Genomic DNA, 23113 nt, shown 5'->3' on the forward strand with positions numbered 1-23113 from the left:
ATGACGAACGAAGAGATTTTGGCTGAATTCAAGGCTTCTGAGGCATTGCTCGAAGGCCATTTCATCCTGTCGTCCGGGTTGCGCAGCTCGCGCTACCTGCAATGTGCGCGGGTTTTGATGAATCCGGCACGCGCCGCCCGACTCGCAGAAGCGCTGGCCGCGTCCATCCCCGAAAATATCCGCAACCAGATCAACGCCGTGATCGCCCCTGCCATGGGCGGGGTCATTATCGGCCATGAAATGGGCCGGGCCTTGGGCGTCGATGCGATGTTCGTCGAACGCCCGACCGGCACCTTCGAACTGCGGCGGGGCTTTCGGATCACGCCGGGCGCGAAAATCCTGATGGTCGAGGATGTCGTTACCACCGGCCTGTCATCACGTGAGGCCATGATTGCCATCAAGGCCGCCGGTGGCGAAGTGATTGCCGCCGCCTCCTTGGTCGATCGCTCCAATGGCTCGGCCGACCTTGGCGTCCCGTTCTTCCCGCTTATCCGCCTCGATGTACCGAGCTATGCGCCCGATGCCCTGCCCCCGGAACTGGCGGCGATCCCGGCGATCAAGCCCGGCAGCCGTGCGGAACCAGCAGCGGCATGAGCGCATCCGCGCACAACCACCTGCGGCTTGGGGTGAATATCGACCATGTGGCGACCATCAGGAACGCCCGTGGCGGTGATCATCCCGATCCCGTCAAGGCGGCGATGGCCGCGCAGGCGGCGGGCGCGGATGGCATCACTGCCCATTTGCGCGAAGACCGCCGCCATATCCGCGATGATGACATCACTCGCCTGATGGATAGGCTCAATGTTCCGCTCAACCTTGAAATGGCGGCGACCGAGGAAATGGTCGAGATCGCCCTGCGCCACCGCCCCCATGCCGCCTGCATCGTGCCGGAGCGCCGCGCCGAACGCACGACCGAGGGTGGGCTTGATGCCGCAGGTCAGTTCGACGCGCTTCAACCGATTGTCGCCCGACTCTCGGATGCCGGGATTCGCGTCAGCCTGTTCATCGCCCCCGAACCCGCGCAAATCGATGCCGCGATCCGCTTGGGCGCGCCGGTCGTGGAACTTCACACCGGGCGTTATGCTGAACTTTCCGGCGCGGAACGCGGTGCCGAATTGGGCCTCCTTGCCGAAATGGCGGCGCTCGCGGCGCGCAACGGGATCGAACCCCATGCCGGCCATGGCCTGACCTATGATAATGTCACCGCCATTGCCGCCATTCCGCAATTATGCGAACTCAACATCGGCCATTTCCTGATTGGCGAAGCCGTGTTCGACGGGCTGGCCGATGCCATTGCCCGGATGCGCGGGATGATGGACGTCGCCAGATAATATGAACCGGTTGAGGTGGAATCGATGATCATCGGCCTTGGTTCCGATCTGTGTAATATCGAACGGATTCAGCATTCGCTGGATCGGTTCGGGGATCGTTTCACCCGCCGCGTCTTCACCCCGCAGGAAATCGCCAAGGCGGAACGTCGCCCGTTCACCCGCGCCGGGACTTACGCCAAGCGCTTTGCCGCGAAAGAGGCCTTTTCCAAGGCCGTCGGCACCGGCTTCAAGCGCGGCGTGTTCATGAAGGACATTGGCGTCGTCAACCTGCCCTCGGGCGCGCCGACATTGGCGCTTGCGGGTGGCGCACTTGCGCGTTTGCAGGACATGACGCCCGAGGGGCATGAAATGCGTGTGCATCTGACGCTGACCGATGACCATCCTTGGGCGCAGGCCTTTGTCATTCTGGAAGCCTTACCCATCGCGATTGTGCCTGACGCCGCATGAACAGCCCCGCAGCGGACAGCAAGGGCCTGTCCCATACGCTCCGACACGAACTGTCCGGCCTCATCATCTTATTGCTGGCGGTGCTCGGCTTTCACAGCCTGATCGCCAAGCCCTTTTATATCCCGTCCGAATCGATGCTGCCGACCTTGCGCGTCGGCGATCGGCTGGTGGTGAGCAAATATCCCTATGGCTGGTCCTATGTCTCGCCCAGCCTCGATATATTGCCGTTCATCAACGGGCGACTTTTCGGCCATCTGCCCGAACGCGGCGACATTGTGATCGTGCGCCCCAAGGGCCGGTCGGTCGATTATATCAAGCGCGTGGTGGGCTTGCCCGGAGATCGGCTGGCGATGCGGCGCGGCACATTGATCATCAACGGCGTCCCGGTGCGGCGCGAGACGGCGCCCGATGCGATGATCCCGGTGGATGCCAATAGCCGCTGCGACAAGCCGCCTTATCTCCAGCGCCGCGTCACAGGCGATGATGGACTGCATTACTGCCGCCTGCCGATGATGCGCGAGATCCTGCCCAATGGGGTACGCTATGACACGCTCGATCTCATGATCCGCGAGACGGACGATATCATGCCGATCACCCTCGGGCCGGATGAACTCTATCTCCTCGGCGACAACCGCGATGATTCGGCGGATAGCCGGATCGATGCCCAACATGGTGGCCTTGATGGGCCGGTGCGTGTGGAAAGCATCGGCGGACGGGCAGAGTTCATCACCTTTTCGCTGGATGGTTCCAGCCGCTTTTGGCAGGTGAAGACATGGCTTGCCGCCCTGCGCCGGGATCGTAGCGGCCTATCGTTGCGCCCTGAAAAAGACGACGAATAAGCGGGTTAATGACGATCTGATCGTTGCAATATGGTGACACTGATCGTCGGTTTCAGACAAATCTCCCGTTCCGCCTTTCGACTTTAGCCCAATATGCAGATAAAATAGGTCCCTTCCCCTTTTCCCTGCGGCCCGTGCTTGCTATGGGCTTCGCCCGACTCTTCGCATCTGCAATATTGGGGAATTCGCCATGACGGCCATCGGACAAGACACGCTCGGCACCCGCACCACTTTGACCGCTGGCGGTCAATCGGTGGATTATTTCTCGCTCGCCAAGGCAGCGGACAAATTGGGCGACGTTTCCCGCCTTCCTTTCTCGATGAAGGTGCTGCTCGAAAATCTGCTCCGCTTCGAAGATGGCGGCTTCACCGTGTCGGTTGAAGACGTGCAGGCGCTCGTCGATTGGCAGAAGACCCGCAAGTCGGACCGTGAAATCCAATATCGCCCGGCTCGCGTGCTGTTGCAGGATTTCACCGGCGTTCCCTGCGTCGTCGATCTCGCCGCAATGCGCGATGCGATTGCCAAGCTTGGTGGCGACACCAGCAAGATCAACCCGCTGGTGCCGGTTCATCTCGTGATCGATCACTCGGTCATGGTCGATGAATTCGGCCACCCCAAGGCGTTCGAACAGAATGTCGAAATCGAATATTATCGCAACGGCGAACGTTATGACTTCCTGAAATGGGGTTCGAAGTCGCTCGACAATTTCAAGGCCGTTCCTCCGGGGACCGGCATCTGCCATCAGGTCAACCTCGAACATATCGCACAGGCCGTGTGGAAGAGCACCGCGCAGGACGGCAAGACGATTGCCTATCCTGACACCTGCGTCGGCACCGACAGCCACACGACGATGATCAACGGCTTGGGCGTGCTTGGTTGGGGCGTGGGCGGCATCGAGGCAGAAGCCGCAATGCTCGGCCAGCCGGTTTCGATGCTCATCCCGGAAGTCGTCGGCTTCAAGCTGACCGGCAAGCTGGCGGAAGGCGTCACCGCCACCGATCTCGTGCTGACCGCCACCCAGATGCTGCGCGCCAAGGGCGTGGTTGGCCGCTTCGTCGAATATTTCGGCCCGGGCCTCGACAGCCTGACCCTCGCCGATCGTGCGACGCTCGCCAACATGGCGCCGGAATATGGCGCGACCTGCGGCTTCTTCGGGATCGACGAAAAGACCCTCGATTACATGCGCCTGACGGGCCGTGACGAAGATCAGATCGCCCTGACCGAAGCCTATGCCAAGGCGCAAGGCCTGTGGCGCTTCGCCGACGCTGCCGATCCGGTGTTCACCGACACGCTCGAACTCGACATGGGCAGCGTTGTCCCGTCGCTCGCAGGGCCAAAGCGTCCGCAGGACAAGGTCGCCCTCACCCAGGTCGACGATGTGTTCAACGCCGACCTCGCCAAGCTCTACAAGCATGACGGTTTCAAGCGCGTCGCCGTCGAAGGCGCATCGCACGACATCGGCGATGGCGACGTCGTGATTGCCGCGATCACGAGCTGCACCAACACCTCCAACCCGGGCGTGATGGTTGCCGCCGGTCTCGTCGCCAAAAAGGCGAACGAACTCGGCCTGAAGCCGAAGCCTTGGGTCAAGACCTCACTTGCACCGGGTTCGCAGGTCGTCACCGATTATTTCGTCAAGGCGGGCCTGCAGGAACATCTCGATGCGGTTGGCTTCAACCTCGTCGGCTATGGCTGCACGACCTGCATCGGCAACTCCGGCCCGCTGGCGGAACCGATCTCCAAGGCGATCAACGGCAATGACATCGTCGCCGCATCGGTGCTGTCGGGCAACCGTAACTTCGAAGGCCGCGTGTCGCCGGATGTGCGCGCCAACTTCCTCGCATCGCCGCCGCTCGTCGTCGCTTATGCGCTGAAAGGCACCGTGACCGAAGATTTCACCACGACGCCAATCGGCAAGGGCAAGGATGGGCAGGACGTGTTCCTGAAGGACATCTGGCCAACCAATGCCGAAGTCGCCGCCACCATGGCAGCGTGCATCGATCGCGATATGTTCAAGGCCCGCTATGACAATGTCTATGCAGGCGATGCGCATTGGCAGGCGATCAACGTCGAAGGTTCGGAAACCTACACATGGCGCGCCGGTTCGACCTATGTCGCCAACCCGCCTTATTTCGACGGCATGTCGATGACCCCGGCCCCGGTCGGCGACATCATCAGCGCCAAGCCGCTGGCGATCCTTGGTGACTCGATCACCACCGATCACATTTCGCCTGCCGGTTCGATCAAGGCCGATAGCCCCGCTGGCAAGTGGCTGATGGAACATCAGGTCGCGAAGTCGGACTTCAACAGCTATGGCGCGCGTCGTGGCCATCATGATGTGATGATGCGCGGCACCTTTGCCAACATCCGCATCAAGAACGAAATGGTCCCCGGCATCGAAGGCGGCATGTCGCGTTACGGTGAAGAAGTGGGCGCGATCTATGATGTCGCGATGAAGCACAAGGCCGATGGCACGCCGATGGTCGTCATCGCGGGCAAGGAATATGGCACCGGCTCATCGCGCGATTGGGCAGCCAAGGGTACCAACCTGTTGGGCGTCAAGGCCGTGATCGTCGAAAGCTTCGAACGCATCCACCGTTCGAACCTCGTCGGCATGGGCGTCTTGCCGTTGCAATTCGAAGAAGGCCAAAGCCGCGAAACGCTTGGCCTGACCGGCGACGACAGCTTCACCATCCGCAACGTTGCGGGCCTGAAGCCGCGCCAGACGGTCGAAGTCGAAGTCACCCGCAAGGATGGCTCGACCTTCACCTTCAACGCGTTGTGCCGCATCGATACCGCCAATGAACTGGAATATTTCCTGAACGGCGGCATCCTCCAATATGTGCTGCGTAAGCTGGCCGCATAAGCGACCGCTTCAACGCGCTAACGAAAAAGGCTCGCACATCAGTGCGGGCCTTTTTTGTGTGTGGATGGGTGCGCCCCCCCTCATCAATCATCATGCCCGCTTAGGGGGCATCCAGACACCCGCCCTATTGGTCTCGGCCACATCCCCAAATGTCAGCGCTTCTGGATCCCCGCCTGCGCGGGGGTGACGAGGTGGGTGCAAAGGTCTGACTGGAGTACAAAGACGCCACAGAAGCCCATCTGACAAAAAATTTCTCCCCTTTAGCCCTTCCTGCCACCACACCACCGGTTGAGTCTCGCCCACCCATCAAGACTCAACCCCTTGTGTGGGACTCCTTTCGTTCTCCAGAAACACCTGCCAAACTGCTCGCGACTCGGCCTTGACCCGCGAGTCGCGCCTGTGTCAGGACTCACATTGCACATTACGACAGGGGTTATTTCGATGCGTCATGAGGGCCGGATTTCGACACTGGATGCCAAGGGCAGCCGGATTGGGGCGCGGGTACGCCTGCCTTATGATCAGATTTTGATGGATGATTGCATCGCCGCGATGCAATCCTTGCCGGACAAGTGCATCGACATGATCTTCGCCGATCCGCCCTATAATATGCAGCTTGGCGGCGATCTTTTCCGCCCCGAAGGCGGGCTGGTCGATGCGGTCAACGACGCATGGGACAAATATGAATCCTTCGCCGCTTATGATGCCTTCACCAAGGCATGGCTGAAAGAAGCCTATCGCATCTTGAAGGATGACGGCAGCTTCTGGGTGATCGGCAGCTATCACAACATCTTCCGCGTCGGCGCGGCGTTGCAGGATGAAGGCTTCTGGATTCTCAACGACATCATCTGGCGCAAGTCCAACCCGATGCCGAATTTCAAGGGCACCCGCTTCACCAATGCCCATGAAACCCTGATCTGGGCCTCCAAGGGCGAAAAATCGCGTTATACCTTCAATTATCAGGCGATGAAGACGCTGAACGATGACGTGCAGATGCGCTCCGACTGGACCCTGCCGATCTGTTCGGGCGGCGAACGGGCGAAAGACGATGACGGCCATAAGGCGCATCCAACCCAAAAGCCCGAGGCCCTGCTCTATCGCGTGATGCTCGCTTGCACCAAGCCGGGCGACATCGTCCTCGACCCGTTCTTCGGCACCGGCACGACCGGCGCGGTCGCGCGGCGCTTGCGTCGTCGCTGGATCGGGATCGAGCGCGAAGCGAAATATATCAAGGTCGCCCGACAGCGCATCGATTCCACTTTGCCGCTCGATGAATCCGCGATGACCGTCATGCCATCGCGCCAGTCCGCGCCGCGCGTCGCCTTTGGCACCTTGGTCGAAGCGGGCGTCATCCCGGCGGGCGCGATTCTGACCGATGCCAAGCGCCGCTGGAAAGCCGAAATCCACGCCGATGGCTCGCTCGTGATGAACGGCGAAGCAGGCTCAATCCACAAGATCGGCGCCAAGGTGCAAAATGCGCCGAGTTGCAATGGCTGGACCTTCTGGCATGTCGAAACACCCGAAGGGCTGACGGTGGTCGACCAATATCGTAAGGACTGGATCGCCAAGGGCGGCGCGTGATCGCTGCCCCCCTCCCGTCACACGAGTAAATATCATGAGTAACCTGCCCGCTTTGCCCGCTGATGCCCGCATCTATTTGCGCCCCACCGCCTTTGTGGATGCGCCCTTCGGCCTTGATGGGCAGGTGCTGCGGCTGGCAGGCGGGCTGGTCTGGTTCTCCGCCGTCGAACTGATCGCGGCCATTGGCGGCAAAAGGGTGTTGCAAGCCCTTATCCCGGTGGCCGATCTCCTCATTTTGTCCGAACGCGATGATCGGGTGGCGAGCGTGCTACACAGGCTCACCGCACCCCGCGCCGCGCTCCAGATGGGCGAACGCACGATCCGGCTCGATCAGCCGCAGGTGATGGCGATCCTCAACGTCACGCCTGACAGCTTCTCTGACGGCGGCAAGCATCTTGGCGACACCCCGGCGATTATTGCCGCCGCGATCGACATGGCCAGCCAAGGCGCGGCGATGATCGACATTGGCGGGGAATCCACCCGCCCCGGCGCGACCGATGTTTGGGAGGGCGATGAAATCGCCCGGATCGAACCCGTGATCCGTGGCCTTGCCCCTAGCGGCATCGCTATCTCGCTTGATACACGCAAGGCCGCGGTGATGGAGGCTGGTCTCGCCGCTGGCGGGCATCTGATCAACGATGTCTCCGGCCTCACTTATGACAAGCGCGCCATGGCGGTTGCCAGCGCGGCCAATTGCCCGATTGCCCTGATGCATTATCAAGGCGCACCGCAAAACATGCAGACAGCCCCCCAATATGATGATGCGTTGATCGAGGTCTATGACTGGCTCGACGCCCGGATTGCGGCATGCGAGGCGGCAGGGATCGACCGCGCCCGGCTGATTGTCGATCCGGGCATCGGCTTTGGCAAGAATTTGCGGCATAATCTCGCATTATTGAATGGTCTGTCGCTATTTCACGGCCTTGGCTGTCCGATCCTGTTGGGGGCGAGCCGCAAGCGGATCATCGGCGCGCTCTCCAACGAAGCGCCGGTGGAACAACGGCTCGGCGGTTCGGTCGCGCTCGCTATGTTCGGCGCGATGCAAGGCGCGCAATTGCTGCGGGTCCATGATGTGCCGGAAACGGTGCAGGCGCTGCGCGTCTGGCGAGGCCTGCGCGATGAGGCGCTCACCCCGCAATGCTGATGCCCGCACTCACCCCGCTCCATCTATTCGGCGCATTATTGGCGATCAACCTCTGGACGATGCTGCGTTTCTGGCAGGACAAGGCTTATGCAGCCCATCGGCAACGCCGCATCCCCGAACGCAGCCTGTTGCTGCTCGCCGCCATCGGCGGCACGCCCGGCGCATTTCTCGCCCGCCACTTGTTTCGCCACAAGACAAGGAAACAGCCCTTTTCCTTTTATTTATGGCTGATCCTCATGCTCCAGGGCGGCCTCATCATCGGCCTCAGCCGGTAGCGCATTATCTGCACGGGGATAGATTGCCCTCTACCCCGGCATCCGCTAGAGATTGCCGCACACAACCACTGAATAGCGGGATGATCCTGGAAAATCCGATGACCCCGACCATTGCTCTGGTGGACGACGACAGGAACATCCTGACATCGGTATCAATTGCCCTGCAAACCGAGGGCTTCCTCGTGCGCGTCTATAATGACAGCGAGGCGGCGCTCAGGGCATTGATCGACAATCCTCCCGAACTGGCGGTCCTTGACATCAAGATGCCCCGGATGGACGGCATGGAATTGTTGCGGCGCTTGCGGGAAAAGACCGATTTTCCGGTGATCTTCCTCACCTCCAAGGATGATGAGCTGGATGAGGCACTAGGCCTCGCACTCGGTGCCGATGATTATATCGCCAAGCCCTTCTCCCAACGCCTGCTGATCGCCCGCATCCGCGCAATCCTGCGGCGCTTGCAGCCGCGCGACCAGATGGGGACGAGCACAACCCCATCCGAGCCGGAGCCGGAACCGATGGTGCGCGGCAAGCTGGAAATGGACCCCGGTCGCCACAAAGTGCGCTGGAATGGGGAGCCGGTAACGCTGACCGTCACCGAATTCCTGATCTTGGAAGCGCTGGCCATGCGCCCCGGCTTCGTCAAATCGCGCGACCAGTTGCTCGACATCGCCTATCAGGATGATGTCTATGTCGATGATCGCACGATCGACAGCCATATCAAACGCCTGCGCCGCAAGTTCCGCCAGATCGACCCGCAATTCGACGCTATCGAGACGCTCTACGGCGTCGGCTATCGTTTCGACGAGGAATGAGCGAAGATACCTCTTTTCGCCTGCGCTGGTCAGGCCGCTGGTCGCTGACGACCCGCATCCTCGTCGTCAACATTCTCGCGCTGGCGTTTCTCGCGGGCAGCTTCGCCTATCTCGACAGCTATCGCAGCCGTCTGATCGAAGCACGCACCGAACGCACCGCGCGGGAGGTCAGCCTGATGGCAGCCGCCATCGCCGCCGCACCAACGGAAAAACGGCCTCAGTTGGTCCAGAGTTTTGGTGCGCAATATCTTCGCCGCATCCGCCTCTATGATGGCGACACGCTTATCCTCGACAGTTTTCAACTTGGGTCGCCCAGCTACACCCTGCGCAACCCATCCGAAGAGCCATGGCAGCGCAAAGCCGCCCGTTTACTCGACCGGAGCTTTGATCGCATCGTCGGTGGCACACGCTATCCGGTGTTCAATGAGCCGACAATCGACACTGCCGGCGCATGGCCGGCAATTGCTGCCGTACGCCAAGCGGGCCAAACCGAAGTATTTGTCCATTACGCCCCGGATCGCACGCCGATGCTGGTGTCTGCGACCAATTTGCACACGGCCACCACGCCCGACAATCCCGCTTTATCTATGCTCGTCACTGAAAACGCCCGTGATATCACCCGCACTACCCGCTCCGAACGCTGGCGGCTGGCGTTGGTGCTGGCGGGGGTGACGATATCCTCTGTGCTGTTGTCCTTGTTTCTCGCCCGCACCATCGTCCAGCCCTTGCGGATATTGGCACAAGCCGCCGAGCGCGTAAAAGCAGGCCGCGCCCGCGACGTGGTCGTGCCCCGCCTGCCCGCTCGCCGCGATGAAATCGGCCATTTGGCGCGCGCGGTGGCCGATATGACGAGCGCCTTGCGCACCCGGATCGACGCGTCTGAGACATTTGCCGCCGACCTTACCCATGAATTGAAAAACCCGCTCGCCTCGCTGCGCTCTGCAGTCGAAACCCTTGGCAAGATCGACAATCCGGTATTCCGCGATCAATTGCTCGACATCATCCGTCAGGATGCGGAGCGACTGGATCGGCTCATCACCGATATCGCTGAAATTTCGCGACTGGATGCCGAACTGACCCGCACCCGGTTTGAACTGTTTGATCTGGGCAAGCTGCTGGATGACATGATCCGCGCATGGTCGGCGCGACAGGACATTCACGGCGTCCGCTTCGCTTATGCGCGGCAGCAGCAAGGCACGGCAATGGTGATGGGCGACAAGGACCGGCTGGCCCGCATGTTTCACAATCTGATCGACAATGCCCAATCCTTCTCGCCACCCAATGGCCTTGTTACTATTGCGCTCGCATCGGACGATCAGCTTGCCACCGTACGGATCACCGATGAAGGACCGGGCATACCGCGTGAAAGTCGCGAGGCGATCTTCCGGCGCTTTCACAGCGACCGCCCGGATTCGTCCTTTGGCCGCCATAGCGGGCTTGGTCTTGCTATTGCCCGCACCATTATCGAAGGGCATGGTGGCCATATTATCGTCGATGATCGCGACGACGAACAAAGCGGCGCAAGCTTTCGGGTCGAATTGCCGCAGGTCACGCAGGAATAACGCTTGCAAAACAGTCCGGTCGGGACGAACCTGCGGTGATGACAGTGCCAACGCTCCACGCCAGCTGTGTCGCCATCAATGGCAGAGCTGTGCTGATTACCGGGCCATCTGGCGCGGGCAAATCCGACCTTGCCTTGCGCCTGATCGATCGCGGCGCGGTGCTGGTCGCCGATGATTATTGCGACCTTTCGATCAAGGATGACCGACTTTTCGCGTCCCCCCCCGATCGAATCGCAGGGCTCATCGAACTGCGCGGCATCGGCATTTGCGCCACGCCCTTTTTGACGGGGTGCGAGGTGGCGATGGTTGTTCGACTTGTGCCCGAACCGGCACGAATGCCAGCCGAAGATGCGACGATCTTTATTGCAGGGCAGCAATTGCCGGTGATAGAGGTGAACGCATATGCAGCATCCGCGCCGATATTGGTCGAATGGGGCTTAAGTCGTATTCAAGACGGGAATTCATGCGCGTGACGGGAACAGACACAAGACCCCGCCGCATCTTGCTGGTCACCGGCATGTCCGGCGCTGGCCGATCCACGGCATTGCGCGCCTTTGCCGATATGGGCTGGGAAACGGTCGATCATCTCCCGCTGCCCTTGCTCAATCAATTGCTCGAAACGCCGCTGCCCGGCTCCACCAATGACAGCCGCCCGCTCGCTTTGGGGTTTGACAGCCAGACCCGTGGCTTTGACGCCGAGGACGTCGTCAACCGGCTGAAACGCAGTTCACAGGCGGGCGAACAGGCGATTTCCATGCTGTTCCTCGATTGCGCGGGAGCCGAGCTGGAGCGCCGCTATGCGGAAACCCGCCGCCGTCACCCGCTCTCACTCGACCGACCGGCAGCCGATGGCATCGCCCGCGAACGCGAATTGATGCTGCCGGTGCGGCGTTGGGCGCAATTTCTGATCGATACGACCGATTGCACGACCAATGCGCTGCAAGAGGAGCTTCGCCGCCTGTTCGCCGAAGAAGGACAGACCCGGCTCGCCATCACCATCATGTCGTTCGGCTATGCCCGCGGCGTCCCACGCAATGCCGATCTGGTGTTCGACATGCGTTTTCTGCGTAACCCTTATTGGGATACCGAATTGCGCGACCGGACGGGCCAAGATGCGGCGGTCGCCGCTTATGTCCGCCTGGATGCGGGCTATGGCCCGATCACGGGGCAGCTTGGCACATTGCTGGAAGACATGCTGCCGCGCTATGCCGCACAGGGAAAATATCAGGTCACGCTTGCCTTTGGCTGCACCGGTGGCCGCCATCGATCCGTCTGTGTGACAGAGGAAATGGCCAGACGCTTGCGCGCAGCAGGTTTTTCGCTCACGGTAATTCATCGCGATATGTCATCTGGGACGCATGGCTCCGCCGATTCATGGGAACATGTGCCAGAAACAGGGGAATCAAACGATGCAAGCATGTCGCTGTAAATTGCATCGGTTTGGGCGTGCAGGCCTGATCAGCAGGCAGTGTGAGAACATAATGGAAGCAGTCGAATGATCGGATTAGTTCTCGTAACCCACGGCCAATTGGCCAGTGAATTTGTGCGTGCGATGGAACATGTGGTCGGCCCGCAGCCGAGCGTCGTTCCCATCTGCATCGGACCGGAAGACGATATGGAGCAGCGCCGGGCGGAAATCCTTGCCGCCGTGCAGCAGGTCGATGAGGGGCAAGGCACGATCGTGCTGACCGACCTGTTTGGCGGCACCCCGTCGAATCTGGCCATTTCCCTGATGAAAACCGATCCGATCGAGGTCATTGCCGGGGTCAACCTGCCGATGCTGATCCGTCTCGCCTCGGCACGGCGGACGATGGACATCCGCGCTGCCGTCGCCGCCGCCCGTGATGCAGGGCGCAAATATATCAGCGTCGCCTCCGAAGTCCTTGGCGAGGCCGCAGCATGAGCGCTTTGTGTCAATCGGTCGAAATCCGCAACAAACGCGGACTGCACGCGCGCGCCAGCGCCCGTTTCGTCACCCTCGCCTCCAGCCATCCCGCCTTGATCGAGGTTGAAAAGGACGGTTCCCGCGTCGTTGGCACGTCGATCATGGGGTTGATGATGCTGGGCGCGGCGATTGGTGACACCATCACCATTTCCGCATCGGGCGAAGGTGCAGATACCGCATTGGCCGCGCTGGTCGCGCTGGTCGATGACAAGTTCGGCGAGGAATAGAGACAGGTTTTGGCCCGCGAAATCACGGCATTTTCCAACCCGCTGATCAAGCGGGTGCGCTCGTTGCGCGAAAAGCGCCATCGGCGCGAAGAAGGCATGTTCCTCGCCGAGGGACTGCGCATCCTGACCGAGGCCGATGAGGCCGGCCATCTGCCGCGCTATCTGTTCCACAGCAAGGACAGTGCCGATCATCCCTTGGTCCAGCGCCTGTCCGCGCGGATCGAGGCGGCCAATGATGGCAGCGAAGTGATCCTCACCAGCCGCGATATTCTGCAAAAACTATCCGGCAAGGACAATGCCCAGACCGTGATCGGCGTTTACCCCGATCTGGCCTGTTCGCTCGACAGCATCGACCGGACCTCGGCCCCACTCTGGATGGTCGCTCAATCGATGCGCGACCCCGGCAATTTGGGCACAATCCTGCGCACCGGTGATGCGACCGGTGCGGGCGGCCTGATTCTGATCGACGATTGCGTCGATCCATTTTCGGTCGAGGCGGTGCGCGCGAGCATGGGGGCGTTGTTCACCCAGAAAATCGTGCAAACGCGCTGGGAAGATTTCATCCATTGGCTGCGCCAAGGGCCGGGCATGTTGATCGGCACCAGCCTCAATACCGAATTCGATTATCAACAGCCGCATTATACCGCGCCGAGCTTCCTGCTGGTCGGCAATGAATCGCGCGGCCTGCCTGCGGAATATGAACAGCAATGCGATGTGCTGGTCAAAATCCCGATGATGGGCAAGGCCGATAGCCTCAACGCCGCCGTGGCGACCGCCGTTATGGCCTATGAAATCATCAATCAATGGCGGCGCGCCAAATAGCGCCGCCACGCATAGACTTCAGTCTACCGCATCCTCGGCATCAACCCGACCGTCTTCCGTCACGAGGTTCGGCAAGGCCGTAGCCTCGCCATCGGCAGTCTGGCCATAACGTGGCAGTGTATCGACCGTGGCCAGTTCCTCGATTTCCTTGGCCCCGACATCGACATTCAACTCACGGAAACGACGGCCCGTGGACAGGACCCGGCTTTCAAAGCTGCTGACGAAGTCATTATATTTGCCGACCGCCATATTCAGGCCCCGGCCCATGCCCTTCAGATGTTCGGATGCCTTGGCCAGCCGGTCATATAATTCCTTGCCCAATAATCCGATTTGCTGGGCATCGCGGGCCAGTTTCTCCTGCCGCCAAACAGCCGCGACTGTGCGGGCGATGGCGATGAGGTTGGTCGGCGTGGCCAACAGCACCCGCTTCTCAAAGGCGAAATCCCACAGATTAGGGTCGTTTTCGAGCGCGGCGGAGAGGAAATGCTCGCCCGGCACGAACATGATCACATAATCCGGCGCATCCGGAAATTGCGACCAATAGGCCTTGTTGCCAAGGCTGTTGATATGCGCCTTCATCGCGGCGGCATGGGCGGCAAGGAAAAGGGCGCGTTGCTGCTCATCTTCCGCGCCATAGGCATCCTGATAGGCATTAAGCGACACCTTGGCATCAATCACCAGAGACTTACCGCCCGGCACATTGACGATCACATCCGGGCGCAGACGACCGTCCTCGGCCTCGATGCTCACCTCGGCCCTGAAATCGCTATGTTCGGCCAGACCGCAGCTTTCCAGCACATTGCGCAATTGCTGTTCGCCCCAGCGCCCCCGCGCCTTGGGCGCCGCCCGCAGGGAGTTCACCAATTTCGCCGCCTCGGCTCGAACCGCCTCTTGGCCCGTGCGCATCGAATCGATCAGCCCGGTCAGATTGCCATAAGCCTCACGCCGTTCAGCCTCGACCTTGCCGACGCCCTCTTCATAACGCTGCAACCGTTCCGACACCGGCTGCAACAGCGATTCGAGCTTCTTGCCGGACATTTCCTCGGATTGGCGGAAGCGTTCGTCCGCGCGTTCGAGGAATTGGGTCTGCGCCTGTTGCAACAGGCGGTTGCCGATCTCGCCAAATTGCTGGGATAATTGTTCCCGCGCTTGTTGCAATTCGACCAATCGTTCCTGAAATGCCTCGTCCCGCGCCGCCTGATCCGCGCGCAAACCGGCCAGATCGCGGATCAACGTCTCGCGCTCTTGGCGTTCGGCATTGAGCGCCTCGGCAAGTCTATCCGCTTGCTTGGCCCGCTCTGAAGCCGAGGCCAGATCGACAATCGCCTTGCGAAACCGCTCTTCCGCCGCAGCCGCTTGTTGTTGCGCCGCCGCCACCGAGCGCGAGCCGATAAACCAGCCGATAGCCGCGCCAGCAATCAGCGCGAGAATGACAAATAACAGGATTTCCACGCCGCTGGCCCACCTTCGCAATATCGGAACGAATGCGGAACATAGGCGAAGGTGTGCGGCAGCACAACCCAGATTTTGGCCCAGTATTTATAAGGACGGCACCACCCGCAACCGGCTTACATCCGGCGTAATTTGCTCAACCGCTTCAACAGCATATCGCGCTTCAACTTCGACAGACGGTCGACGAACAATACGCCTTCCAGATGGTCCATCTCATGTTGCAGACAGGTCGACATCAGATCGTCGAGATCTTCTTCATGCTGTACGCCCTGTTCATCCAGCCACCGCGCCCGCACATTCGCCGGACGCGTCACATCCGCATATTGGTCGGGCACCGAAAGGCAGCCCTCCTTATAGACCGACAATTCCTCGGATTCGCTGATGATTTCGGGGTTGATGAACACGCGCGGGCATTTCACCGGCTCGCCATCCTCTTCCTCAGGCTCTTGCAGGTCGATGACCAGCACGCGCTTGTCCACGCCGACCTGAATGGCGGCAAGGCCGATGCCCGGCGCGTCATACATGGTCTCGAACATATCGGCGATAAACGCCCGCAGTTCGTCATCGACCGTGTCGACGGGCTTGGAAATTTTGCGGAGCCGAGGGTCCGGCATCTCGATAATCGGAAGAATGGCCATGGGGTGTCACCTAGGGATAGAGGCCCTGAAAATCAAGATGCCCCCATGCCTCAAACCAGATCAGGCCATCGGACGCCGCGCACGCAGGGCCTGTGCCAATGTCCCTTCATCGAGATAGTCCAATTCCCCCCCGACCGGCAGGCCATGGGCAAGCTGGCTCAACCGCACCGGAAAGCGTTCGAGCCGTTCCGCCAGATAATGGGCGGTTGTCTGGCCCTCCAGCGTTGCATTCATCGCCAGCACGACCTCATCAATCCCGCCATTGGCGACCCGTGCCACCAGCGCATCAATCGTCAAATCCTCTGGCCGCACCCCTTCCAGCGCCGACAATCGCCCGCCCAACACATGGAATCTCCCCGGAAACAGACGCGAGCGTTCGAGCGCCCACAGGTCCGGCACATCTTCGACCACGCATAATTGGCGGCTGTCGCGGCGCGGGTCGTTGCAGATGCCGCACGGGTTGCGCGTATCGACATTGCCGCAGGTCTGGCAGGTGGAGAGATTCTCCGCCACGCCTTCCAATGCCCGCAACAACGGCATCAGCCCGGTTTCCCGCCGCTTGATCAAATGCAACACAGCGCGGCGCGCAGAGCGCGGCCCCAATCCGGGCAGGCGAGCCAGCGCTTGGGTCAGCGCATCGATTTCAGGTGAACTCATAAGATCATGCAATAAAGGCTTGCACTTCCGCTTGCCAAGCGTTTCAGGAGAAACATGCGGATCATTTTTATGGGCACCCCCGATTTTGCGGTTCCAACCCTTGTAGCACTGGTCGATGCCGGGCACGAGATTGCCGCCGTATATTGTCAGCCGCCGCGCCGTGCAGGCCGAGGCAAGCAGCTTTCCCCCACCCCGGTGCATCTGAAGGCGGAAAGCCTTGGGATCGAGGTGCGGCATCCCGTCAGCCTGCGCGATGAGGATATTCAGCGGGAATTTGCCGCGCTCCATGCCGATGTCGCGATTGTCGCGGCCTATGGCCTGATCCTGCCGCCTGCGATTCTGGCCGCCCCGCGCCTGGGTTGTCTCAATGTCCATGGGTCGCTCCTGCCCCGCTGGCGAGGCGCAGCGCCGGTACAACGCGCGATTCTGGCGAATGATGCGGAAACGGGCGTCACGATCATGCAGATGGAAAAGGGCTTGGACACCGGGCCGATGCTGCTGAAACGCGCAACCCCGGTCGATGGGAAGACCGCCGGACAATTGACCGATGAACTGGCGGATATGGGCGCGCAGATGATGGTCGAAGTATTGGCCGACTTGGCCCAATTCCCGGCGCAGGCACAGCCCGATGAGGGCGTCACCTATGCCGCCAAGATCGACAAGGCGGAAAGCCGGATCATCTGGGATCAGCCCGCCCCACAGGTCGAACGCCAGATTCGCGCATTCAATCCCTTGCCCGGCGCGTGGTTCGAATATGCGGGCGAACGTTTTCGCGTGCATGCAGCGGAGATTGTAACGGGCAACAATGCGTCCCCCGGCACATTGCTCGACGATGCGCTAACCATCGCCTGTACTGATACGACCGCCATTCGCCCAACCTCGATCCAACGGGCCGGGCGCGGCGTGATGACGGCGCAGGAATTGCTGCGCGGCTGTGCGATCCCGGCGGGGACAATATTGATATGACCCGTTTCCGCCTGACCATCGAATTCAACGGCCAACCGTTCATGGGCTGGCAGCGACAGAATCACGGGCCAAGCGTCCAACAGGTGATTGAGGATGCGGCCAAGGAAATTACCGGCGACGATGTATTGGTCTATGCCGCCGGGCGCACCGATGCGGGCGTGCATGCCGAGGCGATGGTGGCGCATGTCGATATTGCCAAGCCGTTCACGGCCTTCCGCCTGATGGAGGGACTGAATGCCCGGATGCGGCCTCATCCGGTCGCGATCATCGCCTGTGAAGAGGTCGCGCATGATTGGCATGCGCGGTTTTCCTGTCTTGGACGGCGCTATATCTATCGCATCGTCAATCGCCGCGCCCCGCTCGCGCTTGATCAGGGCCGGGCATGGCGCGTGCCAAATCCGCTGGATGCCGATGTGATGCATGAGGCCGCGCAATTATTGGTCGGCACCCATGATTTCACCACGTTCCGTTCGGTCCATTGCCAATCGGAAAGCGCAGTCAAATCCATCGACCGCTTCACCGTCACCCGCATCGGTGAAGAAATCGAACTCGATGTCGAAGCACGGAGCTTCCTCCATCATCAGGTGCGGTCGATGACCGGCTGTTTGATGCTGGTCGGCAAGGGGCAATGGTCGATCGACGATTTGCGCGCCGCCCGCGATGCCAAGGACCGCACGGCGCTGGGCTTCAACGCCCCGCCCGATGGCCTGTATTTTATCGCGGCGCGTTATTAAATCAGCGCATCAATCGCCTTGGCCAAATTCACATCGCGTGAGGTCAACCCGCCCGCGTCATGGGTCGTCAGCAATATATCGACGCGGTTATAGACATTGCGCCAATCGGGGTGATGATGCTGCGCCTCGGCTTCCGCCGCGACCTTGGTCATGAAAGCGAAGGCTGCAGCAAAGTCCGAAAATTTGAAGCTCCGCACCAGCGCCTTTTCATCCGCCGTCAGCTCCCAATTCGGTAGATCACGCCCAAGCCCTGCCCGCTCCACATCTGTCAGCAATCGCATCGCCGCCGCCCCCTTGCTTGGCATATCAGCGCTATCGCACTGGCAAAGCCGCCACATTTTGCCTATGTCGCACATCATGACATCACCAACCGCCCTGACAAGACCCCAAGCCGCCCTTCGGCTGGAGGATGTGGCCTGTCGTCGCGGTGGGCGCTTGTTGTTTACGGGCTTGTCGCTTTCATTGGCACCCGGCGATGCGGCGCAGATTTCCGGCCCGAACGGCATTGGCAAATCGAGCCTGTTGCGCCTGATCGCGGGGCTGGTGCCGCGCTTTCATGGGGTGATCGATATTACGGGCGAGATGGCCTTGGCCGATGAGAGCCTTGCGCTTGATCCGCTCGATCCGCTGGAGGTCGCGCTGGACTATTGGGCGGCGCTGGATGACGGGCGGCATCGGCTGGCGGCGGCGATGGAGATGATGGGTTTGAGCCACCTCGCCCCGGTGCCGGTGCGCATGCTATCGACCGGCCAGCGCAAACGCGCGGTGCTGGCGCGGACCATCGCATCGGGCGCGGGACTGTGGTTGCTGGATGAACCGGGCAACGGGCTGGATCGCGACGGGCTGGGACGGCTTGAACATGCCATCGCCGATCATCGCGCATCGGGCGGAATCGTGCTGATCGCGAGCCATTTCCCGATTGCTTTGCCGGATGCCAAGCCGGTGGTGCTTGAATGCGGGGCATTGGCCGCATGAGCAACATCTGGTGGGCCATCGTCAAACGCGATCTTCGGCTTGGGTGGCAGCAGGGGACTGCTGTCATCCCGATTGCCTTTGTCTTACTGATCGCGACCTTGTTCGCCTTTGCCATCGGTCCGGATCGGGCCGTGCTGGCGCGGGTGGCGCAGGGCGCGATCTGGACCGCGACATTATTGGCGGCCCTGCTCCCCATCGACCGATTGATCCGGCCCGATCATGAAGCCGGATTTCTCGCCCAATATGCGGTGCGCGGCCTTGCGAGCGAACAGGTCGCGCTTGCAAAATGGCTCGCGCATTGGCTCGGCTTCGGCCCGGCGATGATGGTCGCCGCCCTGCCCGCGCTTGCGTTGATGAGCGGACGGACCGACAATATCTTGTCGCTCACGCTCGCATTGTTGCTCGCGACCGCAGGGCTTGCCGCCTTGTCGTTGATGGTGGCGAGCCTGACCGCCGGTTTTCGCGCCAGCGCGGCGTTGAGCGGGATGCTGCTCCTCCCGCTTGCCATCCCCTTGCTGATTTTCGGCGTAGGCAGCACCCATCCGATTGATGGTGTCGCGGCGATGAAATTGCTGGCGGCGGCCTCGCTGTTCCTCACCGCCATCGCGCCCTTTGCCGCCGGTGCCGCATTACGGGGCTTGCACCGCTAAGGTGGATTGACCATCTTCCGATTTGAGACGTTTTTTATAAGGAATACCATCATGGCCAGCATCTGGGATCGGCGTATCACATCCCGACTGATCTTCATCGCATCGGTGCTGATGCCGATGGGCGCAGCGACAGCTGCAGAGCGCAACATGGGGGTATCGAGCTTTGAATCGATCCGGCTGGAAGGTCCGTTCCGGGTCGTAATCACGACCAACAAAGCGCCCTCCGCCCGCATCACCGGGGACATGCGCGCCGTCGATGCCGTCACCTTAAGCGCCAATGGGACTGCCCTGACGATCCGCCAGAGCAACGCCAATTGGGGCGGCATGGACGATGCGCCTTTGGGGCAGGCCGTGATTCATTTGACCACGCCCGCGCTGCGCCGGGTGGTCGTTTTGGGATCGGGCGATTTGCATATTGATCGGGTGAAGGCGCAGGCGCTCAATATCGTCCTCGCCGGAAGTGGCAGCCTCGCCATTGATCGGATCGAGGCTGTCAGCCTTGATGGTCAGTTGAATGGGTCGGGCAATATGCAGCTCGGCGGCCATGCGGAAACGGCTTATTTGATCATGGAGGGCGCTGGCGCGATAAACGGCAGCACATTGAAAACCGACCATCTCAAATTGCGGATCGATGGCAATGGCCGCGCCGATGTGCGGGCAAAGACCACCGCCAAGGTCAATATGATCGGCAATGGCGCGGTGCATATCGCAGGGGCAGCGGCCTGCACGATCGAGAATAAAGGCTCCGGCAATATTGTCTGCGGCATGGATGCGCCAGATGAGGATGAGAAGGCAAAGGATGAGGGCAACACGAATACCCCCGCCACGCCCCCAGCCAAAACCGCAAAGCCAGCACCGACCAAAGCCGTGATCAGCAACACGCCCGACGTCCATATCCATCACGGCAAGACCCCGAATTAAGGTTTTTTATCCCCGCCAACCCCATAATGGCCGCATCGAAGACATTCTTTGCTTGCGAATCCCCCGGCAAAACCGCCACTAAGGGATGTGCTGAGACAATATGAACTGGTTGAGCGGGTCAAAACCTATGACCCGGACGCGGATGAGGCCCTGCTCAACCGCGCTTATGTTTTCACGATGCAAGCCCATGGTACGCAAAAGCGCGCCAGCGGCGATCCCTATTTCAGCCATCCGATTGAGGTGGCAGGGATTTTGACCGAATTGCGGATGGATGATGAAACCATCTGCACCGCGCTCTTGCATGACACGATTGAAGATACCGTCGCCACCGTCGAGGAGATTGAACGCCGCTTCGGGCCGAATGTCGCACGACTGGTCGATGGCGTTACCAAGCTCTCCAAGATCGAGGCCCAGTCGGAAAGCGAACGCGCCGCCGAAAATCTGCGGAAATTCCTGCTGGCGATGTCGGACGATATTCGCGTGCTGCTCGTCAAGCTGGCGGATCGGCTGCACAATATGCGGACGCTCCACTTCATCGCCAATGAAGACAAGCGCCGCCGTATCGCGCGCGAAACGATGGAAATCTATGCGCCGCTGGCGGAACGCATCGGCATGTATGAATTCATGCGCGAGATGCAGACGCTCTCGTTCCGCGAGCTGGAGCCGGAGGCGTATGAATCAATCACCCGGCGGCTGGAACAACTCCATGCCGAAGGCGGCGATCTCGTCGCCAAGATCGGCTCGGGGATCATGCTGCAACTGAGCCGCGCCGGGATCAAGGTCGAGGTCTCGGGGCGCGAGAAACACCCCTATTCCATCTGGAAAAAGATGGAAGAACGCCATGTCAGCTTCGAACAATTGTCCGACATCATGGCGTTTCGCGCCATCGTCGATACCGAAGAGGAATGCTATCGCGCGCTCGGCATTATCCACCGCAAATGGCCGATGGTGCCGGGGCGGTTCAAGGATTATATCTCGACGCCCAAACGCAATGGCTATCGCTCGCTCCACACCTCGGTCATCCATTCGGAAAAAATGCGGATCGAGGTGCAGATCCGCACCCGCGAAATGCATGAACAGGCTGAATATGGCCTCGCCGCCCATTGGGCCTATAAGCGCGGGCCGGGCGGGGTCGAAAACGATCATCAGATCGGCTGGATTCGCGATCTGGTTGAAATTCTCGATCATGCCGACACCGCCGAGGAAATCCTCGAACATACGCGCATGGCGATGTATCAGGACCGCATCTTCGCCTTCACCCCCAAGGGCGAATTGATCCAGTTGCCCAAGGGCGCGACCGCCGTGGATTTCGCTTATGCGGTGCATACATCGCTGGGCGATCAGACCATCGGCGCCAAGGTCAATCGCCGGGTCGTACCGTTGCGGACCCCGCTTGAAAATGGCGATCAGGTCCAGATTCTCAAATCCAAGGCGCGCCAGCCCCAGCCCGAATGGCTGAGCTTCGTCACCACCGGCAAGGCGCGCGCCGCCATTCGTCGTTTCGTCCGCCACAAGGAACGCGACGAGATGATGAATTTGGGCAAACAGATCCTCGACGATCTGATCGACCGCCTGCCGACCACCATTGGCGCGGATGCCGTCGATAATGCCATCCGCCGCCTGAACCTCCCCGACCGCGATTCCCTGTTGGAGGCCATTGGCCGCCGGGGGTTGAGCGACCGCGATGTGATGGAGGCGCTGATGCCCGGCTCCGCCGCGACATTGAGCGAGCGCCCGCCACGCGAACAACAACATGTCATCTCGATCCACGGACTGACGCCGGGCGTGGCATTTCGCCTTGCCGATTGCTGCCACCCGGTGCCGGGCGACCGCATCGTAGGGTTGAGCCGGTTCAACGAGGGCATCACCGTCCATAATATCGATTGCCCGCGCCTTGCCGATGGGGTCGATGCGGATTGGCTCGATTTGTCATGGGGCGACCGGTCGGAAGGCGGCGTCGCCCGCGTCACGGTGACGGTCAAGAACGAACCCGGCTCATTGGGTGTCATGGCCGGTATTTTCGGGACGCATGGCGCGAATATCCTCAATCTCAATCTCGCCAATCGCGACCGCGCCTTTCATGAATTCATCGTCGATCTGGAGGTGACCGACCTCGCGCATCTGACGCGGATTATTGCGGCGTTGCGCGCTGCGGATGCGGTCGTGCTGGCGGAACGGCTCTATCCGACCGGCGAACATATTCCCGACGACACAAAACCCGCCGTCGAACCTCTGGCAATTCCCGGCGCAGCCCATTAGGGAAGCCCCCATT

At 60.7% G+C, this 23113-nt stretch carries 25 protein-coding genes; 21 read left to right on the forward strand and 4 right to left on the reverse strand.

Translation table 11 applies throughout. From position 1 onward, the window contains the following. The 15 genes from pyrE (at position 1) to K6117_RS01950 (ending at position 13848) form a co-directional block, all read left to right on the forward strand. Positions 1 to 594: an orotate phosphoribosyltransferase gene (gene pyrE / locus K6117_RS01880; RefSeq protein WP_221792068.1), complete on the forward strand. Its 594-nt coding sequence runs from the start codon at positions 1 to 3 to the stop codon at positions 592 to 594. Continuing rightward, positions 591 to 1331: a pyridoxine 5'-phosphate synthase gene (locus tag K6117_RS01885; RefSeq protein WP_221792069.1), complete on the forward strand. Its 741-nt coding sequence runs from the start codon at positions 591 to 593 to the stop codon at positions 1329 to 1331. The genes pyrE and K6117_RS01885 overlap by 4 nt, the downstream gene beginning before the upstream one ends. A gap of 24 nt (positions 1332 to 1355) precedes the next feature. Further along, on the forward strand, positions 1356 to 1778 hold the full coding sequence (gene acpS / locus K6117_RS01890) for a holo-ACP synthase (RefSeq protein WP_221792820.1): 423 nt from the start codon (positions 1356 to 1358) through the stop codon (positions 1776 to 1778). After that, on the forward strand, positions 1775 to 2617 hold the full coding sequence (gene lepB / locus K6117_RS01895; protein WP_221792070.1) for a signal peptidase I: 843 nt from the start codon (positions 1775 to 1777) through the stop codon (positions 2615 to 2617). The genes acpS and lepB overlap by 4 nt, the downstream gene beginning before the upstream one ends. Positions 2618 to 2807: 190 nt before the next feature. Beyond that, positions 2808 to 5483 (forward strand): aconitate hydratase AcnA, encoded by a 2676-nt coding sequence (gene acnA / locus K6117_RS01900; protein WP_221792071.1) that lies wholly within the window; start codon positions 2808 to 2810, stop codon positions 5481 to 5483. A gap of 441 nt (positions 5484 to 5924) precedes the next feature. Further along, positions 5925 to 7061, forward strand: coding sequence for a site-specific DNA-methyltransferase (locus K6117_RS01905; protein WP_221792072.1), 1137 nt, complete (start codon positions 5925 to 5927; stop codon positions 7059 to 7061). A 34-nt stretch (positions 7062 to 7095) separates the two neighbouring features. Further along, the gene (folP, locus tag K6117_RS01910; RefSeq protein WP_221792073.1) at positions 7096 to 8205 is read left to right on the forward strand and encodes a dihydropteroate synthase; all 1110 of its coding nucleotides are present in this window, start codon (positions 7096 to 7098) and stop codon (positions 8203 to 8205) included. Then, a complete protein-coding gene (locus tag K6117_RS01915; protein ID WP_246604756.1) occupies positions 8199 to 8480 on the forward strand; it encodes a DUF1294 domain-containing protein in 282 nt (93 codons plus the stop codon). Before folP ends, K6117_RS01915 begins: the two co-directional genes overlap by 7 nt. A gap of 98 nt (positions 8481 to 8578) precedes the next feature. Beyond that, positions 8579 to 9292: a response regulator transcription factor gene (locus K6117_RS01920; protein WP_221792822.1), complete on the forward strand. Its 714-nt coding sequence runs from the start codon at positions 8579 to 8581 to the stop codon at positions 9290 to 9292. Beyond that, positions 9289 to 10854, forward strand: coding sequence for an ATP-binding protein (locus K6117_RS01925; protein WP_221792074.1), 1566 nt, complete (start codon positions 9289 to 9291; stop codon positions 10852 to 10854). The genes K6117_RS01920 and K6117_RS01925 overlap by 4 nt, the downstream gene beginning before the upstream one ends. 38 nt (positions 10855 to 10892) lie before the next feature. After that, complete coding sequence (locus tag K6117_RS01930) at positions 10893 to 11327, forward strand: HPr kinase/phosphorylase (RefSeq protein ID WP_221792075.1); 435 nt, start codon at positions 10893 to 10895, stop codon at positions 11325 to 11327. Beyond that, on the forward strand, positions 11324 to 12283 hold the full coding sequence (rapZ, locus tag K6117_RS01935) for an RNase adapter RapZ (protein WP_343211726.1): 960 nt from the start codon (positions 11324 to 11326) through the stop codon (positions 12281 to 12283). Before K6117_RS01930 ends, rapZ begins: the two co-directional genes overlap by 4 nt. Positions 12284 to 12349: 66 nt before the next feature. Next, entirely contained in the window at positions 12350 to 12757 is a 408-nt protein-coding gene (locus tag K6117_RS01940) for a PTS sugar transporter subunit IIA (RefSeq protein WP_221792077.1), read from the forward strand. After that, positions 12754 to 13026: an HPr family phosphocarrier protein gene (locus K6117_RS01945; protein WP_221792078.1), complete on the forward strand. Its 273-nt coding sequence runs from the start codon at positions 12754 to 12756 to the stop codon at positions 13024 to 13026. Before K6117_RS01940 ends, K6117_RS01945 begins: the two co-directional genes overlap by 4 nt. Positions 13027 to 13035: 9 nt before the next feature. Further along, positions 13036 to 13848 carry a TrmH family RNA methyltransferase gene (locus K6117_RS01950; protein WP_221792079.1) on the forward strand — a complete coding sequence of 271 codons (813 nt, stop codon included), beginning with the start codon at positions 13036 to 13038 and terminating at the stop codon, positions 13846 to 13848. 18 nt (positions 13849 to 13866) lie between these two features. Here the strand turns inward: K6117_RS01950 and K6117_RS01955 are convergent, their stop codons facing one another. The 3 genes from K6117_RS01955 to recR form a co-directional block, all read right to left on the reverse strand. Continuing rightward, positions 13867 to 15300, reverse strand: a complete 1434-nt coding sequence (locus tag K6117_RS01955) for a DNA recombination protein RmuC (protein ID WP_221792080.1) — start codon at positions 15298 to 15300, stop codon at positions 13867 to 13869. 116 nt (positions 15301 to 15416) lie between these two features. After that, positions 15417 to 15938, reverse strand: coding sequence for a peptide deformylase (gene def, locus K6117_RS01960; protein WP_221792081.1), 522 nt, complete (start codon positions 15936 to 15938; stop codon positions 15417 to 15419). A gap of 60 nt (positions 15939 to 15998) precedes the next feature. After that, positions 15999 to 16595: a recombination mediator RecR gene (recR, locus tag K6117_RS01965; protein ID WP_221792082.1), complete on the reverse strand. Its 597-nt coding sequence runs from the start codon at positions 16593 to 16595 to the stop codon at positions 15999 to 16001. A 54-nt stretch (positions 16596 to 16649) separates the two neighbouring features. Between recR and fmt the strand changes: the two genes are divergently transcribed. Then, positions 16650 to 17561: a methionyl-tRNA formyltransferase gene (fmt, locus tag K6117_RS01970; protein ID WP_221792083.1), complete on the forward strand. Its 912-nt coding sequence runs from the start codon at positions 16650 to 16652 to the stop codon at positions 17559 to 17561. Continuing rightward, the gene (truA, locus tag K6117_RS01975) at positions 17558 to 18295 is read left to right on the forward strand and encodes a tRNA pseudouridine(38-40) synthase TruA (protein ID WP_221792084.1); all 738 of its coding nucleotides are present in this window, start codon (positions 17558 to 17560) and stop codon (positions 18293 to 18295) included. The genes fmt and truA overlap by 4 nt, the downstream gene beginning before the upstream one ends. Here the strand turns inward: truA and K6117_RS01980 are convergent. Further along, entirely contained in the window at positions 18292 to 18576 is a 285-nt protein-coding gene (locus tag K6117_RS01980; RefSeq protein ID WP_246604757.1) for a 4a-hydroxytetrahydrobiopterin dehydratase, read from the reverse strand. The genes truA and K6117_RS01980 overlap by 4 nt on opposite strands. 76 nt (positions 18577 to 18652) lie before the next feature. Between K6117_RS01980 and ccmA the strand changes: the two genes are divergently transcribed. The 4 genes from ccmA (at position 18653) to K6117_RS02000 (ending at position 23100) form a co-directional block, all read left to right on the forward strand. Beyond that, positions 18653 to 19270 (forward strand): heme ABC exporter ATP-binding protein CcmA, encoded by a 618-nt coding sequence (gene ccmA, locus K6117_RS01985; RefSeq protein WP_221792086.1) that lies wholly within the window; start codon positions 18653 to 18655, stop codon positions 19268 to 19270. Then, positions 19267 to 19920, forward strand: a complete 654-nt coding sequence (locus K6117_RS01990; protein ID WP_221792087.1) for a heme exporter protein CcmB — start codon at positions 19267 to 19269, stop codon at positions 19918 to 19920. The genes ccmA and K6117_RS01990 overlap by 4 nt, the downstream gene beginning before the upstream one ends. Positions 19921 to 19971: 51 nt before the next feature. Beyond that, entirely contained in the window at positions 19972 to 20841 is an 870-nt protein-coding gene (locus K6117_RS01995; protein ID WP_221792088.1) for a GIN domain-containing protein, read from the forward strand. 87 nt (positions 20842 to 20928) lie between these two features. After that, positions 20929 to 23100 (forward strand): RelA/SpoT family protein, encoded by a 2172-nt coding sequence (locus K6117_RS02000; RefSeq protein WP_221792089.1) that lies wholly within the window; start codon positions 20929 to 20931, stop codon positions 23098 to 23100. Positions 23101 to 23113 lie beyond the last annotated feature (13 nt).

Origin of the sequence: Alteraquisediminimonas sediminicola, from assembly GCF_019740335.1 — a bacterium.
In the GTDB taxonomy this organism is placed as follows: Bacteria; Pseudomonadota; Alphaproteobacteria; order Sphingomonadales; family Sphingomonadaceae; genus Alteraquisediminimonas; species Alteraquisediminimonas sediminicola.